Genomic DNA, 14,848 nt, shown 5'->3' with positions numbered 1-14,848 from the left:
GCGGGCTGCGGGCCCGCTGAGCGGCCCGTCAGGCGGACAGGGCGCGGAACGCCTCGTCGAACAACTCCTCGAGCTTCCGCTGGCCGTTGCCGTCGGCCCAGGCCAGCAGTGCGGCGGTGGTCGCGGCGAGGGCGGCGGTGGCCTGGACGATCTGCACGGTGTCCGACGGGGCCGGCAGGTTCGCGAGGATCATCCCGGCTGTCGCGCGCTCGTACTCGGCCACCCGCGTGCGCAGGGCGGGGGTCGTCGCGATGATCCGCCAGCGGGTGGCGAGCTCGTCGTACTCGTCCGGCGGCATCCGGGCGATCCACATCAGGTTCGCCCGCAGCACCCGCTCGCCGACGGCGAGCCCGGGGGGCTGGGTGGCGAGCAGCGCGCCGACCTCCTCGACGGTCGGCGGCGCCATCACCAGGTGTTCCTTGCTCGGGTAGTGCGCGTAGAAGGTCGGCACGGAGACCCCGGAGCGGGCGGCGATCCGGCCCACGCTCACCTGCTCGAACCCGAAGTCCTCGAACAGCTCCAGCGCGGTCGTGAAGATGCATCGGTGCGTGGCCGCCCAGCGGCGGTTCCGCGAGTCCGACGTCCCGGTCACGCCGAGATGGTCACCCGGGGAAGCCTGTTCGGCCAGTCGCCGCTCCGGAGGGTCCGCGTCACGCGGGTACGTTCGGCCCGTGAGTTCGGCGACCGGCAGCCGCGTGGTGCCCGAGCAGCGCGCCGACGTCTGGCGCGCCCTGGCGGTGCTCGGGCCCTACTGCCCGGTCTGCGACGTCTCCTACGTCGTCACCGGATCGGGCCGGCGCACGACGTTCGTGGCGGTGCCGGGCCGGCTCGACGGCGAGCCACCCGAGGGCGCTCCGCAGGGCCGCATCCTGGAGTGGGCGCCGGGCCGGGTCGTCGTCACGCAGGTCGAGCTGACCCCGGAAACCTGGACGACGCGCATCGAGCTCGAGGACGCCTCGGCCGGCGGCACGAGCGTGACCCTGACCGTGAGCCACGAGGCGCGCGGCCGGGGACGGCTGGCCGGCCGGCTGCTGCGCCGGGCGGCCCGGCCGATGGTCCAGCGGACGGTTGAGTCCGAGCTGGACAAGGTGCCCGCGCACATCGCCCTGCTGCACGGCTGAGCCGGACGGTCGGCCCTCGATCGGGGGAAACAGTGCTTGCGGGGTCGGCCCCGGGGTAGGGACTTCTCTCGTGCCCGGCGGCACACCCGGCGCTGGGCCGGGGGATGGACGCACGCCGGTCGACCTACCTCAGGAGTTGGCCATGGAGATCATCGGCTTGATCGTCGCGGGCATCATCATCGGCCTGCTGGGCAAGTTCGTCGCGCCCGGCGCACGGGACAACACCCCCATCTGGCTGACGATCCTGTGCGGCATCGGCGGTGTGCTCATCGGTTACTACGTGGCCGGTGCGCTGGGCGTGGACAGCACCGACGGCATCGACTGGCTGCGCTGGATCATCTCCATCATCGTCGCCGCGGCGCTGGTGGTGGCGGCCTCCACGATCACCGGGCGCAACAACCGCGCCGTCCGCTGACCTCGCGCCCCGGGCGCGCGGCCGAGCACTCGGCCGCGCCCCCGGGGCCGCGTCGTCGCACATCCCGGACCCGCTCGTCGAGCGGGCCGGAGACGACGCCCTCCGTGGGCGTCATCGAGCAGAAGGAGAACAACAGTGATCGGCTTTCTCGTCGCCGGACTCATCATCGGCGCCCTGGCTCGGCTGATCGTGCCGGGCAAGCAGAACCTCGGGATCCTGGCGACCCTCGCCCTGGGCCTGGTGGGCTCGCTGATCGGTGGGCTGATCGCCCAGTTCTTCGGCACCGGGAGCATCTGGGAGCTCAACGTCATCGGTTTCGTCCTGGCCGTCATCGCGGCCGTGCTGCTGATCGGTGTCGCCGAGGGCATCGCCGGCAAGTCCAAGCGCGGCGCCGTCCGCTGACGCTGCGCCCGGGGGGACGCGATCGGGCTCAGAGCTCGACCGTGTCCCCCGGGGCCAGCCGGCTGAACGGCGTGGGGGTCCCCGGGCCTCGCTCGCCGAGCAGCCCCGAGACGACACCCAGACCGGTGTCGTTCAGCAACCCGTCGTGGACGGCGTACGCCTGGTCGGCGTCCACGGCCCGCACGTAGTCGATCACCTCGGCCGTCCTGGACCACGGGGCGTGCAGGGGCAGCAGCAGCGTCGCCACCGGCTGATCGGGCACGGTGAAGGCGTCGCCCGGGTGGAAGACCACCCCGCCGACCAGGAACCCCACGTTGGCGATGCGCGGGATGTCCGGATGGATCTCCGCGTGCAGCTCGCCGTGCACCTGCACCTCGACGCCGGCCACCGTCACGGCGTCACCGTGACCCACCACGTGCACCCGCCCGGCCGGTGCATCGAGCTTCTCCGCCACCGACCGGTTGGTCCAGATCTCCAGCGCGGGGTCGGCGTCCAGCGCCGCCCGTAGCCGCTGCGGCTCGAAGTGGTCGGGGTGTTCGTGCGTGACGAGCACGGCCGACGCGCCGTCCAGCGCCGCCGGATCGGTGAAGGCCCCCGGATCGATCACCAGCCGGTGCTCGCCCTGGCCGAGGACGACGCACGCGTGGCCGTGCTTGGTCAGCTCCATGACCGCATCCTGCCCCGGCGGCTCCCGCGCCGCTCCCGGTGCCGGCCTCACCCGTCCGGGTGGGATCGGCGCGCGGGCCATCACGCCGGCCGCCCGCGCTGCCGACGTGGTCTCCATGATGCTGCAGACGATCGTGCACGCCGCGGCGCAGAGCCGCGCCCACGGCCCGACCGCCGCGCTGTGGCACGCGGTCGAGCTGCACCGGCCCGCGGCGGAGATCGACGGCGCCTGCGAGCTCACCGTCTGCGGCTCGCTGGCCCGGGTGGTCCCCGATGCCCCGTGGCCGCGCACCGGTGATGACGTCTGCCCGGACTGCGCGGCGCTCACGCGCTGAGCGCCGGCGTCAGTCGCTCTGCGCGATCTCGAACCGGAGCCGGGCCAGCAGGTCGGAACGGTTGCTGGCGCCCAGCCGCTGCCGGATCCGGGAGACGTGGTGCTCGACGGTCTTGGCCGAGATGAACAGCCGGCCCCCGATCTCGCGGTAGGTCTGGCCGGCCACCGAGCCGCGCACGAGCCCCGTGGTCGCCGTCACCCCGTCGGCGATCGTGTCCGCCGCGAGACCCGGGTCCGCCTCGGTGGCCTCCGCGGTGAGCTTCCCCCGGAGCGCGTCCCCGTCGGCGAGCGCGGCCAGCACGCCCACCCCGCCGGCGGCCGCGGCCAGGAACGACGAGGCGGTGGAGACCCGGAGCGGCCAGGGCCGTGGGGGCGGCGCGGACCGTCCGGGAGGGGCCAGCTGGGTGGTCACCCCCGGACGCGGGGGCGGGCCGGCGGTGACCCGCGGCCGGGGCGGCGGGACCGCCGGTCGGAGGCCGGGCTGGTGCCGTGCCGTCGTCGGGGTCGGCTCGTTCTCCGCTGCGCCCACGAGCACACTCCGTCCGACTCGACCAGCCCGCAGCGTCGCACCAGCCTCCGGCCGAGGGCACCCTCCCGGCCCGGCCTGCGGGCCCGCCAGGCACGTGTCGATCGCGGGGAGCCCGTGATCGCCTCCGGTCAGTGACCGGTGAACACCGGCGGCCGCTTGGCCAGGAACGCCTCGACCGCCTCGCGGTGGTCCGCCGCCTGTCCCGCGCGCGTCTGCAGCCGCGCCTCCAGCGCGAGCGTCTCCTCCAGCGAGTCGGTCGCCGCGGTCGCCAGCACGGTCTTGATCGCCCGGTAGGCCACCGTCGGGCCGGCCGCCAGCCGCGCGGCCAGCGCCCATGCCTCGGCCAGCACCCGCTCCGGCGGGACGACGCGGTGCACCAGGCCCCACTGCAGGGCGGTCTCGGAGAGGAACGGCTCCGGCAGCAGGAGCAGTTCGGCGGCCCGGGCGCCGCCGACGCAGTGCACGAGCCGCGACGCCACGCCGGAGTCGCTGGACAGCGCCACCCCGGCGAACGCCGTGGTGATCTTCGCGCCGGCCGCGGCCACCCGGAGGTCGCCGGTCAGCGCCAGGCCCAGGCCGGCGCCCGCGCAGGCGCCGTTCAGGCCCACGACCAGCGGCACCCGCAGCCCGGAGAGCGCCAGGACCAGGGGGTTGTACTCCTCGACGAGCACCGGCAGCGGCTGGTCCGGGTCCTCCGCCGGCTCCGCCGCGGCCTCCCGCCGCACGCGGGATTCGTTGAGGTCCTGCCCGACGCAGAACGCCCGGCCGGTGCCGGTGAGCAGCACCGCCCGCACCGACTCGTCGGCGGCCACGTCCTGCACGAGCCCGAGCAGTTCCCGGCGCGAGGCGGACGACAGCCCGGGCCGCAGCATGGTGAGCGTGGCGACCCCGGCGGAGTCCTCCCTGGTCACGGTCTCGGGCATCGGCGTCCGCCTCTCTGGTGGTCGGGGCCGGCCGCCCCTCGGCGCCACCCTGCCACGGCCCGCCGGTCCCGCCACGGGCGCCGGGTTCCCGGGAGCCGTAGGCCGTGGTCGCACAGCGGACACGGAGCGCAGTCGCCGCGCCGGACGCGCGGGGGAGTACGGGGCGTCACGTCCGTCGGCCGGCAGCGGGGGCCGGGCGCGGGACGACCATGGACCCCGCCCCCCATGTGTAGATCCGGCCGGGACTGGACACCGTGGGGGCGGGGAACGCCCAGACCTCCCCTGTGCACAGCCGACGTGACGTTGACGAGGAGTGCCCCCCGTGGTCGAACCAGGACGACGGTGCCTGGGCGACCGCTACGAACTGCACCGGATGATCGCTGCCGGGGGGATGGGCCAGGTCTGGCGCGGCCTGGACCTCGCCCTGCACCGGCCGGTCGCGGTGAAGGTACTGCGCAGCGAGTACACCGGCGACCCCAGCTTCCTCGCCCGCTTCCGGGCCGAGGCCCAGCACGCGGCCTCCCTCAGCCACCCGCACGTGGCGGCGGTCTTCGACTACGGCGAGGACTCCGCCCAGGACGGGACCGGCGAGACGCTGGCCTATCTCGTGATGGAGCTGGTCGAGGGGGAGCCGCTCTCGGCCCTGCTGGCCCGCGAAGGCGCCTTGGGTACCGAGACCACGCTGCACCTGCTGCAGCAGACCGCCTTCGCCCTCGCCGAGGCGCACCGCTCCGGCCTCGTCCACCGGGACGTCAAGCCCGGCAACATCCTGGTGCGGGACGACGGCAGCGTGAAGATCACCGACTTCGGCATCGCCTGGTCGGCCCGCAGCGTCGCCCTCACCCGCACCGGCCAGGTGATCGGCACCCCGCAGTACCTCTCGCCCGAGCAGGCCGAGGGGAAGCTGGCGACCCCGGCCAGCGACGTCTACGCGCTGGGCCTGATCGGCTACGAGTGCCTCACCGGCCACCCCGCCTTCGACGGCGACAACGCCGTGACCATCGCGCTGAAGCAGGTCCAGCAGGAGCCCGAGCCGCTGCCGGGCCGGCTGCCTCCCGGCGTCCGGACGCTCATCACCAGGGCGCTGGTCAAGAACCCGGCCGCACGCATCCCGGACGGCGCGGCCTTCGGTGCCGCCGTCGACGACATCCTCGCCGGACGCGAGCCGGCCCAGCTGCCGGCGCCGCCCACCCAGGACGTCGCCGCCCTGCCCCTCCCGCCCCGCGACACCGCGGCGCCGGCACCCGGGGCCACGGTGCTCGGCCCGCCGGCGCCGCGCCGCGGGCGCCAGGTGGCGCTGGTCCTGCTGCCCCTGCTCGCCCTGCTCGCCGGGGCGGGCATCGCGGCCGGTGTCCTGCAGGCGTTCTCCGACGGGCCACCGGCGTCCACGGCCGTGGCTGCCGAGGAGCGGGACAGCCGGAGCCTGGTGCTCTCCGCGGCTGACCACGTCGGCCGCCCGGTGGACGAGGTCGCCGACGAGCTCACCGCGCTCGGGCTGGTCGTCGAGCTCAAGGCGGAGACCACCGTCGCCGTCCCGCGCGACCGCGTCACCGGCCTGTCCCCCACCGGTCGGCAGCTGCGCGCCGGCGCCGTCGTCGTCGTCCGCTACGCGGTGCCGCCGCCGCGCGCGCGGCAGACCGATGCCGGCGGATCCGGTTCGACGGGCGCTCCCGTGACGGACGCCGTCCCCCGGCCGGCTGCCCCGGTCGAGGAGAGCCCGGTCGTCGAGACCATCGCACCCGAGCCGACGATCCAGTCGGGCACGCCCACCCGCCCGGCGCCGGCGCCGGCGCCGGAACCCGTGACCCCGGAGGAGCCTGCGCCGACGGAGCCGACCGAGCCGGAGCCGACCGAGCCGGAGCCCGAGCCCGAGCCCGAGCCGACCGAGCCCGAGCCGACCGAGCCCGAGCCGACCGAGCCCGAGCCGACCGAGCCGGAGCCGACCGAGCCGGAGCCGACCGAGCCGGAGCCCGAGCCCGAACCCGAACCGGAGCCGACGGCCCCCGCGACGACGCCGTCCACGGCCACGTCGTCGACCACCGCCCCGAGGACGACCGCCCCGAGGACGACCGCCTCGAAGACGACCGCCTCGAAGACGACCGCCTCGAAGACGACCGCCTCGAAGACCACCGCCTCGAGCACGCCCCCGGCCTCGTCCACCGTCCCTCGTCAGTAGGACCGCGGTCGCGGTTCCGGCGCCGGCGGGGTACGACGGAGGGACGACGGAACGGATGGTGAGGTCGGTGGCAGAGCCCGGACGGCGGCTTCTCGGCGGCCGTTACGAGCTGGGCAAGCTCCTCGCCACCGGCGGCCAGGGCCAGGTGTGGTGCGGCCGCGACACGGTGCTGTCGCGGCCGGTCGCCGTGAAGGTGCTGCGCAGCGAGTTCACCGGCGACCCGACCTTCCTGGCCCGCTTCCGGGCCGAGGCCCAGCACGCCGCCCTGGTCGCGCACCGGCACATCGCCGCCCTCTACGACTACGGGGAGCTCCAGGACCCGGTCACCGGCGAGCGGCTGGCCTTCCTCGTCATGGAGCTGGTCGACGGCGAGTCGCTGGCCGATCTGCTCGCGCGCGAGCAGCGGCTGGACGCGCCGCGCACCCTCGGCATCCTCCGGCAGGCCGCCGACGCGCTGGCCGCGGCGCACGCGGCCGGTCTGGTGCACCGCGACGTCAAGCCGGGCAACGTCCTCGTGGCCGCGGACGGCTCGGTGAAGCTCACCGACTTCGGCATCGCCGTGTCGGCCACGAGCGCGCCGCTGACCCAGACGGGACAGGTCGTGGGCACTGCGCACTACCTGTCCCCCGAGCAGGCCGCCGGGGGCCGTGCCGGTCCGGCCAGCGACGTCTACGCCCTCGGCCTGGTGGGCTACGAGTGCCTGACCGGACGACGGGCCTTCGAGGGCGAGAACTCCGTGCAGATCGCCCTGCGCCATCTGCGGGAGACCCCCGAGCCGCTTCCCGACGACGTCCCGGAACAGGTGCGGGTGCTGGTGGGGCACGCCATCGCCCAGGACCCCGCTCGCCGGCTGCCGGACGGCGCGGCGTTCCGGGACGCCGTCGACGACGTGCTCGCGGGCCGCCGGCTGGCGCCGCTGCCGGCCGACACCAGCCCGCTGCCGACCGGCCCGCTGCTCCGTCGGGTCCGCCGGCGGGCGCGTGTGCTGGCGCCCCTGGCCGCGCTCCTCGTCGGCGCGGGCATCGGCGTCGGGGCACTCGGCCTGGCCCTCGACCCCTCTCCACCCCCGGCCGCGGGCGCGGGAGCGACCGAAGCCGCCGACACCGTACTGCTGGTCGCGGCCGAGTACCTGGGCCGGCCGGTCGCCGAGGTGGAGGCCGAGCTCGGCCGGCTGGGCCTGCGCGTCGAGCAGGTCCCCGACCCGACCGCCGAGGACGTCGCCGGCGCCGTCACCGCCATCGGCCCCACCGGTGCGGTCGACCGCGGGACCCTCGTCACGCTCGCCGTCGCCGTCGGCCGGCCGGACATCCCCGCCGACGACGACCCCGTCGTCACGGACGTGACCGCGCCCGACCTCGCGACCGTCGGCGACGCACCGGCACCTGCCCCCGTGACCGCCTCGTCCCCCGAGCCGGTCGTGGTGCCGCCCCCGGCCGCCGTGGGCGAGGCGCCTGGCGCGGGGAAGCCCGCCGAGGCGCCGACGAGCAACGGCAACGGAGGCGGTAACGGCAACGGTCAGGGACCCGGCGGGCCCCCGACGGGGGCGGGCAACAACAACGGCAACGGAGGCGGCAACGGAGGCGGCAACGGAGGCGGCAACGGGGCCGCCCGCGGGAACGCGGGCCGCGGCAACGGCTGACCGCTGCCCCGGATCCGCCGGGCCGGCCGGGTCAGCCCTTCCGGGCCGGGCCCGTCCAGAGGGCAGCGCCCAGGCAGGCCAGCGCCGCGGTGAGCAGGAAGCCGCGGTCGCTGGCGACGACGGGCAGCACGACCAGCACCCAGAACGCGGCGAGCCCGACGAGCCCACCCGCGGCGATCCGCCAGGCGGTCCCCGCCCCCGGACGCCGGCCGGAGGGGAGCAACGAGGCCGACGCCGCCAGACCCAGCGCCGTGCAGGCGGTGGCGAAGGCCGACCACAGCGGGATGTCCGACCAGAATGGCTCGCCACCGAACCGCAGACCCAGACCGAGCTCGAGCAGGACCAGCGACACCACGACCAGTCCCAGCGCCAGCACGGAGGAGCGGTCGGCCGGCACCCGTTCGCGCGGCGAGTCGTCCACGTCTCCCGGCACGGGGACCGGCCCGGTCGCCAGCGAGTCGGGCCAGGCCGCCGAGGCGCCGGAGGCGGACGGCGTCGGTTCCGCCGCGGACATCCCTGGCTGTTCCGCTGTCGGGGCCGGGGCCGGGGCCGGGGCCGGGGCCGGGGCCGGGGTCGGGGCCGGCGGGGGTGGTCCCGGCGGGGGTGGTCCCGGCGGGCCCGGGACGAAGGTCACCGGACCGGTCGGCTGGACGGTCGCCTGGACCGGCGCGGGGGTGGTCGCCCCGGGATGCGGCGGCAGCTGCGGCGCGGGGGCAGCCGGTGCCACGACCGGGATCTCCTGCGTGCCCGGCGCCGCCTGGCCCGAGGGCTCGGCGGGCCGAGGGTCGCTCGGTGACGTCACGGGACCCTCCTCCGGGCGGATCGGTCGGCCGCTCGGGCCTCGTCCGAGCACCGTATCCAGGTCGGAGCGGCCGGGAGTCCGGGCACGCCGGGAGCCGCGGTCCTAGGGTCGGTCGGGTGAGCATCCGCGCCGGCATCGTCGTCACCGGGACCGAAGTCCTGACCGGCCGGGTCGCCGACGCCAACGGGCCGTGGCTGGCGGAGCGGCTGCGCGAGCTGGGCGTCGACGTCGGCCACGTGGTGGTCGTCGGCGACCGGCCCGCCGACCTGCGCGCCGCGCTGGGCTTCCTGGCCGGCACCGGCGTCCCGCTGGTCGTCACCACCGGCGGCCTCGGCCCCACGGCCGACGACCTGACCGCCGACGTCGTGGCGGAGTACCAGGGGCGCCCGCCGTCGGTCGACCCGGCGCTCGAGCAGCGGATCGCGGCCGTCGTGGAGCGGCTCATGGCGATGCGCGGCTGGCAGGCCGACCCGGCGTCCACCGCCGTCGGCGTCCGCAAGCAGGCGCGGGTCCCCGAGGGCGCGACCGTCCTGGAGCCGGTCGGCACCGCCCCGGGGCTCGTCGTCCCGCCGGGGCAGGAGGGGGCCGGGCCGGTCGTGCTCGTCCTGCCCGGCCCGCCGGGGGAGCTGCGCGGCATGTGGCCGGCCGCGGTGGCCAGCGCACCCGTGGCGGCGCTGCTGACCGGCGCGCCGGAGCTGCGCCAGGAGACCGTCCGCATGTGGGGCACGCTCGAGGCGCAGCTGGCCGCCACGCTGCGCGACGCCGAGCCCGAGCTGGACGGCCTGGAGATCACCACCTGCCTGCGCGAGGGCGAGCTGGAGATCGTCACCCGGTTCGCGCCGGACGCACAGCCGGCCTACGACCGGCTGGTGGAGGTGCTCACCGAGCGGCACGGGAGCACCGTGTTCTCCACCGGGCCCGACCTGGACGCCGTCGTGGCCGACGCCCTGTCCGGCCGGGGTCTCACCGTCGCGACGGCCGAGTCCTGCACCGGCGGGCTGCTCGCCGGCCGGCTGAGCGCCCGTCCCGGGTCGTCGGCCTACCTGCTCGGCGGGGTGACCGCCTACGCGAACGGCGCCAAGGAGGCGCTGCTCGACGTTCCCGCCGACCTGCTCGCGCAGCAGGGGGCGGTCAGCGCCGAGGTCGCCGCGGCCATGGCCGAGGGCGCGCGCGCTCGCTTCGGCGCCGACGTCGGGGTGGGCATCACCGGCGTCGCGGGTCCCGGCGGGGGCACGGCCGACAAGCCGGTCGGGACGGTGCACGTGTGCGTCGTCGAGCCCGACACCCGGGTGACGCGGGCTCTGCGGCTGCGGGGGTCGCGGACGGCCGTGCGGGAACGCTCCGTCACGATGGCCATGCACCTGCTGCGCGAGCTGCTGCTCGGGGGGCCGCCGGCCTGAGGGCAGGTGTCCGGCGCGCACGGGCGGGGCACCTCCCGGCGGTGACGACGCTGACCCTGCACGCGACCGGCACCGCCCCGCCCGCCGAGGTCTGGGAGCGGTATGCCGTTCCCGCGCGCTGGCCGGGGTGGTCGCCGCAGATCACCGGTGTGGAGTTCCCGGCCGACCGGCTGACTGCCGGTGTCCCCGGCCGCGTCCTCGGCCCCCTCGGGGTGGCGGCGCCCTTCACCGTGGAGGACGTCGACGAGGCCACCCGGCGGTGGTCGTGGCGGGTGGCGGTCGGGCCGCTGCGCGTGCGACTGCTGCACTGGGTGGCCGAGGGGCCCGACGGCGGGACGACGACCGGGCTGCGGCTGTCCGGGCCGGCTCCGCTCGTCCTTGCCTACGCCCCCGCCGCCCGCCTGGCCCTGGCCCGCCTCGTGCGCGCCTGATCGGCGGGCGGGACGGGAGCCGCGACCGGGCGCGGCTGGATTACCGTGCCGTCATGCCGGCCACCCACGAGGTCACCAACCAGGTCCCGCCGCTGACCGGGCACGATCCGATCGCGGGGGACGCGGCCCTCGCCGAGGCCTGCCTCCGCCACGCCGACCGGGCGACGCTGGAGTCCCTCGCCGGGCTGGGTCGTCTCCCCGGCAGCGAGCAGGCGCAGGAGTGGGGCCGCCTGGCCAACGAGAACCCACCACGGCTGCGCACGCACGACCGCTACGGCCACCGGATCGACGAGGTCGAGTTTCACCCGGCCTGGCACGAGCTCATGCGGACCGCGGTCGCGAACGGTCTGGCGGGGACGCCCTGGCGCGCGGCTGCCGAGGGCGACGGGCACGCCCACGTGCGGCGGGCCGTCGGCTACCTGGGGTGGACGCAGGTGGAGATGGGCCACGGCTGCCCCACGACCATGACCTACGCCGTCGTCCCCGCCCTGCGCCGCACGCCCGCGCTGGCCACCCGCTTCGAGCCGGGGTTGACGGCCACCGCCTACGAGTTCGGGCTCACCGAGCCTGCGGGCAAGCGCGGGCTGATCGCCGGCATGGGCATGACCGAGAAGCAGGGCGGATCGGACGTCCGGGCGAACACCACGCGTGCCGTCCCGCAGCCCGACGGCACCTACCTGCTGACCGGGCACAAGTGGTTCACCTCCGCGCCGATGAGCGACCTGTTCCTCGTGCTCGCCCAGCTCGAGGAGGGGGTGTCCTGCTTCCTCGTGCCGCGGGTGCTGCCCGACGGCACGCGCAACGTGTTCCACGTGCAACGTCTCAAGGACAAGCTCGGCGACCGGTCCAACGCCTCCAGCGAGGTCGAGTTCGACGGCACCACCTGCTGGCTGGTGGGCGAGCCCGGGCGCGGGGTGCCGGCCATCATCGAGATGGTCAACATGACCCGGCTGGACTGCGTCCTGGGCTCCGCGGCGACGGTGCGCGCCGCCCTCACCCAGGCGAGCCACCACGCGCGGCACCGCTCGGCCTTCGGGGCGCTCCTGGCCGACCAGCCGCTCATGCAGAACGTGCTCGCCGACCTGGCCGTCGAGAGCGAGGCGGCCACGGCGCTGGCCGTCCGCCTGGCCGCGGCCGTGGACGACGGCGAGGGGGCGTTCCTGCGGCTCGCGGGGGCGGCGGCGAAGTTCTGGGTGTGCAAGCGGACGCCGGGGGTCGTGGCCGAGGCGATGGAGGTGCTCGGCGGCAACGGCTACGTCGAGGACTCCGGCCTGCCACGGCTCTACCGGCAGTCGCCGCTGAACTCCATCTGGGAAGGCTCGGGCAACGTCATCGCGCTGGACGTCCTGCGCGCCATGGGGCGCTCCTCCGAGTCGCTGGCCGCCGTCACCGCCGAGATCGAGCTCGCCCGGGGCGTCGACCCGCGGTTCGACGACGCCGTCAAGCGTCTCGCCGACGAGCTCGGGAACACCGACCAGCTGCCCCTGCGGGCCCGCCGGATCGCCGGTCTGCTCGCCCTGTGCCTGCAGGGCTCGCTGCTCCTCCGGCACGCGCCGGCGCCGGTCGCCGACGCCTTCTGCGCCTCCCGGCTGGGAGGGGACTGGGGAGCCGTGCTGGGCACCCTCCCGGCGTCGGTCGACGTGGCTTCGCTGGTCAGACGCTCGGCGGTCGGACCGCCCGGCTGACCGTCCCGGGGCAGTAGTCTCGGGGGGCCGGTGGACGTGCTTTCCTCAGCAAGGCGGAGACGATCCGGTGGAACGATCTCCGCGCACGCGGACGACCGAGGGCCAGCGGACGGAGAGCGGGGAGCGTGGCTGCAGACGACGGGGCGCGACCGGTCCGGCCGGACATGGCCGCGGTCCCCGACGCCGTCTTCCGGCTGGACGCCGAGGGCCGTTTCACGTCCGTGAACGCCGCCGCCGAACGGCTCCTGGAGCATCGCGCCGACGAGTTGCTCGGTCGCCGGGCGCGGGACGTCTTCCCGGCCGCCGTGGACACCCTGGCCGCGGAGCGCTACCAGCAGGTGTTCGCGGACGGCCGGGCGCGCGAGTTCGACTACTTCTACGAGCCGCGGTCGCGCTGGTTCGAGATCCGGATGGTCCCCGACCCGCTCGGGATCGGCGTGTACTTCCGGGACGTCGACTCCAGCCAGCAGGCGGACGCCGAGCGGGACGCGGAGCTGCGGCGGCTCACCTCCGTGCTGGAGGCCCTGCCCTCGGCGACGGTGCTGCTCGACCAGGACCGGCGCATCCTCACGGCGAACCGGGCGTGGACCGAGGTGCGGTCCCAGTCCGGGCTGTCCGGTGGCGTCGTCGGGAGCGACTACCTCGCGGCGATCCGGCCGGGGCTCGCTCCCGCCGACGCCGAGACGATCGCGGCCGGGATCCGCGGGGTGCTCGAGGCGCCGTCCGGGACCGCGCCGGCCCCGTTCGAGCACGAGTACTCCCGGTCGACGCCGACCACGACCGGCTGGTTCCGGGTGCAGGCGGCCCGGGTGGAGCGGTCCCCCCGGATCGTGGTCACCCACACCGACATCACCGAGCGGGTGCGCGGCGAGCAGGCCCTGGCCTGGCGGGCCCGGCACGATGACCTCACCGGACTGCCCAACCGCGGCACGCTGCTCGACCTGACGGCCGAGGCGCTCGCCGCCGGATCGGGGGCCGACGGCGCCGGTGCGGCGCTGATCGTGCTCGACCTGGACGGTTTCAAGACCATCAACGACTCGCTGGGCCACGGGATCGGCGACCAGCTCCTGCGCCAGGTGGGGCACCGGCTGGCCGGCGCCCTGCGCCCCGGGGACGCGGTCGGCCGGCTGGGCAGCGACCAGTTCGTCGCCCTGGCCCACGGGTGCCATGCCTCGGACGCCGCCGACCTCGCCTTCCGGCTGCAGGGCACCTTCACCCGGCCCTTCCCCGCCTCCGGCATCTCCGTGCCCCTCTCGGCGAGCGTCGGGGTGGCGGTCGCCCAGCCCGGGGCGCGGGATCCCCACGAGCTGCTCAGCGACGCCGATGCGGCGATGTTCGCGGCCAAGAGCATGGGGCGGGACCGCGTACGGCTGTTCTCCCCCGGACTGCGGGAGGCGGCGCGCTGGCGGCTGGAGGTCGCGACCAGGCTCCGGGACGAGGCGATCGACCAACTGGTCGTGTACTACCAACCCGTCGTGCGGCTCGACACGGGAGCGGTGGAGGGGGTGGAGGCCCTCGTCCGGTGGCAGCACCCCGAGCGCGGGCTCCTGGGGCCGGACACCTTCCTCGCCGTCGCCGAGGAAACCGGCCAGATCATCCCGATCACCCGGTGGCTGCTGCGCGAGACGACCCGGCGCGCCGCCGCGTGGGCGGCCGAGGGGCTACCACTGCGCATGTCGGTGAACATCAGTGCCCGGCACTTCTCGGCCGAGACCCTGGTCCGCGACGTCCGGCTGGCGCTGCGCGAGTCCGGGCTGGCACCCGACCAGCTCGTCCTCGAGCTGACCGAGACGAGCATCGCCGAGGACCCGACCCGCGCCGAGGACCAGCTCACCGTGCTGCGCCGGGCCGGCGTCCGCGTCGCCATCGACGACTTCGGCACCGGCTGGTCCTCGCTGGCACAGCTGTTCTCGCTGCCCATCGGCACGCTGAAGATCGACCGGTCGCTGCTTATCGCCGCCGAGCAGGTCACCGGTGGAGAGGGCGGCGCCGTCCTCGCCGCGATCGTCGCGCTCACGCGGACGCTCGGCATCCGCTCCGTGGCCGAGGGGGTCGAGACCGTCGACCACCTGCGGATGGTGCGCGAGGCGGGCTGCGACATGGTGCAGGGGTGGCTGCTCGCGCATCCCATGCCGGGCGACGACCTGCCGGACTGGGTCCGCCGGGTGCACGAGGCCGGGGGCGACGCCTGCGCGATCGCTGCCGCGCGCACGCCCGTGCCCAGCGCTCCGTGAGCGTCCGCCGGATCACCCGCCGGGCGACGGCGCCCGCGGGACCACCGGCCGTCCGGACGTCCTCACCCCCACCGCCGACGACGGACCGGCT

At 76.0% G+C, this 14,848-nt stretch carries 15 protein-coding genes; 10 read left to right on the top strand and 5 right to left on the bottom strand.

The features are described from left to right. Positions 1-28: 28 nt before the first annotated feature. Positions 29-592, bottom strand: coding sequence for a TetR/AcrR family transcriptional regulator (locus tag RM425_RS00420; RefSeq protein ID WP_311343209.1), 564 nt, complete (start codon positions 590-592; stop codon positions 29-31). Between the two features lie 79 nt (positions 593-671). On the opposite strand from RM425_RS00420, the gene RM425_RS00415 reads away from it, so the two are divergent. From RM425_RS00415 to RM425_RS00405, 3 genes are all read left to right on the top strand, one after another. Then, complete coding sequence (locus RM425_RS00415; RefSeq protein WP_311343208.1) at positions 672-1,121, top strand: SRPBCC family protein; 450 nt, start codon at positions 672-674, stop codon at positions 1,119-1,121. A 142-nt stretch (positions 1,122-1,263) separates the two neighbouring features. Continuing rightward, positions 1,264-1,536, top strand: coding sequence for a GlsB/YeaQ/YmgE family stress response membrane protein (locus tag RM425_RS00410; protein ID WP_311343207.1), 273 nt, complete (start codon positions 1,264-1,266; stop codon positions 1,534-1,536). 135 nt (positions 1,537-1,671) lie between these two features. Further along, positions 1,672-1,938: a GlsB/YeaQ/YmgE family stress response membrane protein gene (locus tag RM425_RS00405; RefSeq protein WP_311343206.1), complete on the top strand. Its 267-nt coding sequence runs from the start codon at positions 1,672-1,674 to the stop codon at positions 1,936-1,938. A gap of 28 nt (positions 1,939-1,966) precedes the next feature. Here RM425_RS00405 and RM425_RS00400 read toward each other — a convergent pair whose 3' ends face one another. Then, a complete protein-coding gene (locus RM425_RS00400) occupies positions 1,967-2,605 on the bottom strand; it encodes an MBL fold metallo-hydrolase (RefSeq protein WP_311343205.1) in 639 nt (212 codons plus the stop codon). Here RM425_RS00400 and RM425_RS00395 point away from each other — a divergent pair. Next, positions 2,604-2,939 (top strand): hypothetical protein, encoded by a 336-nt coding sequence (locus RM425_RS00395; RefSeq protein WP_311343204.1) that lies wholly within the window; start codon positions 2,604-2,606, stop codon positions 2,937-2,939. The genes RM425_RS00400 and RM425_RS00395 overlap by 2 nt on opposite strands. Positions 2,940-2,948: 9 nt before the next feature. On the opposite strand, the gene RM425_RS00390 is transcribed toward RM425_RS00395, so the two are convergent. Beyond that, positions 2,949-3,350 (bottom strand): helix-turn-helix transcriptional regulator, encoded by a 402-nt coding sequence (locus tag RM425_RS00390; RefSeq protein ID WP_311343203.1) that lies wholly within the window; start codon positions 3,348-3,350, stop codon positions 2,949-2,951. 245 nt (positions 3,351-3,595) lie between these two features. Then, complete coding sequence (locus tag RM425_RS00385) at positions 3,596-4,390, bottom strand: enoyl-CoA hydratase-related protein (protein WP_311343202.1); 795 nt, start codon at positions 4,388-4,390, stop codon at positions 3,596-3,598. A 322-nt stretch (positions 4,391-4,712) separates the two neighbouring features. Here RM425_RS00385 and RM425_RS00380 point away from each other — a divergent pair, with 322 nt between their 5' ends. Further along, positions 4,713-6,566, top strand: a complete 1,854-nt coding sequence (locus tag RM425_RS00380; RefSeq protein WP_311343201.1) for a protein kinase domain-containing protein — start codon at positions 4,713-4,715, stop codon at positions 6,564-6,566. Between the two features lie 67 nt (positions 6,567-6,633). After that, entirely contained in the window at positions 6,634-8,205 is a 1,572-nt protein-coding gene (locus RM425_RS00375) for a protein kinase domain-containing protein (RefSeq protein WP_311343200.1), read from the top strand. A 31-nt stretch (positions 8,206-8,236) separates the two neighbouring features. On the opposite strand, the gene RM425_RS00370 is transcribed toward RM425_RS00375, so the two are convergent. Further along, on the bottom strand, positions 8,237-8,719 hold the full coding sequence (locus RM425_RS00370) for a hypothetical protein (RefSeq protein ID WP_311343199.1): 483 nt from the start codon (positions 8,717-8,719) through the stop codon (positions 8,237-8,239). A gap of 404 nt (positions 8,720-9,123) precedes the next feature. Between RM425_RS00370 and RM425_RS00365 the strand changes: the two genes are divergently transcribed. The 4 genes from RM425_RS00365 (at position 9,124) to RM425_RS00350 (ending at position 14,757) form a co-directional block, all read left to right on the top strand. Further along, positions 9,124-10,407 carry a competence/damage-inducible protein A gene (locus RM425_RS00365; RefSeq protein WP_311343198.1) on the top strand — a complete coding sequence of 428 codons (1,284 nt, stop codon included), beginning with the start codon at positions 9,124-9,126 and terminating at the stop codon, positions 10,405-10,407. Between the two features lie 41 nt (positions 10,408-10,448). Then, complete coding sequence (locus tag RM425_RS00360; RefSeq protein ID WP_311343197.1) at positions 10,449-10,838, top strand: SRPBCC family protein; 390 nt, start codon at positions 10,449-10,451, stop codon at positions 10,836-10,838. A gap of 53 nt (positions 10,839-10,891) precedes the next feature. Further along, positions 10,892-12,523 (top strand): acyl-CoA dehydrogenase family protein, encoded by a 1,632-nt coding sequence (locus RM425_RS00355; RefSeq protein ID WP_311343196.1) that lies wholly within the window; start codon positions 10,892-10,894, stop codon positions 12,521-12,523. Between the two features lie 125 nt (positions 12,524-12,648). After that, a complete protein-coding gene (locus tag RM425_RS00350; protein ID WP_311343195.1) occupies positions 12,649-14,757 on the top strand; it encodes a putative bifunctional diguanylate cyclase/phosphodiesterase in 2,109 nt (702 codons plus the stop codon). Positions 14,758-14,848: the final 91 nt, after the last annotated feature.

Source organism: Blastococcus goldschmidtiae (assembly GCF_031845325.1).
GTDB lineage: Bacteria > Actinomycetota > Actinomycetes > Mycobacteriales > Geodermatophilaceae > Blastococcus > Blastococcus goldschmidtiae.
The sequence above is the reverse complement of the archived record's forward strand: the minus strand, read 5'-3'. Positions and strand labels throughout refer to the sequence as shown.

Coding starts and splice junctions, on each gene's coding strand:
- RM425_RS00410 (WP_311343207.1), top strand. CDS start 1,264: ATGGAGATCATCGGCTTGATCGTCGCGGGCATCATCATCGGCCTGCTG.
- RM425_RS00395 (WP_311343204.1), top strand. CDS start 2,604: ATGACCGCATCCTGCCCCGGCGGCTCCCGCGCCGCTCCCGGTGCCGGC.
- RM425_RS00400 (WP_311343205.1), bottom strand. CDS start 2,605: ATGGAGCTGACCAAGCACGGCCACGCGTGCGTCGTCCTCGGCCAGGGC.
- RM425_RS00385 (WP_311343202.1), bottom strand. CDS start 4,390: ATGCCCGAGACCGTGACCAGGGAGGACTCCGCCGGGGTCGCCACGCTC.
- RM425_RS00370 (WP_311343199.1), bottom strand. CDS start 8,719: ATGTCCGCGGCGGAACCGACGCCGTCCGCCTCCGGCGCCTCGGCGGCC.
- RM425_RS00355 (WP_311343196.1), top strand. CDS start 10,892: ATGCCGGCCACCCACGAGGTCACCAACCAGGTCCCGCCGCTGACCGGG.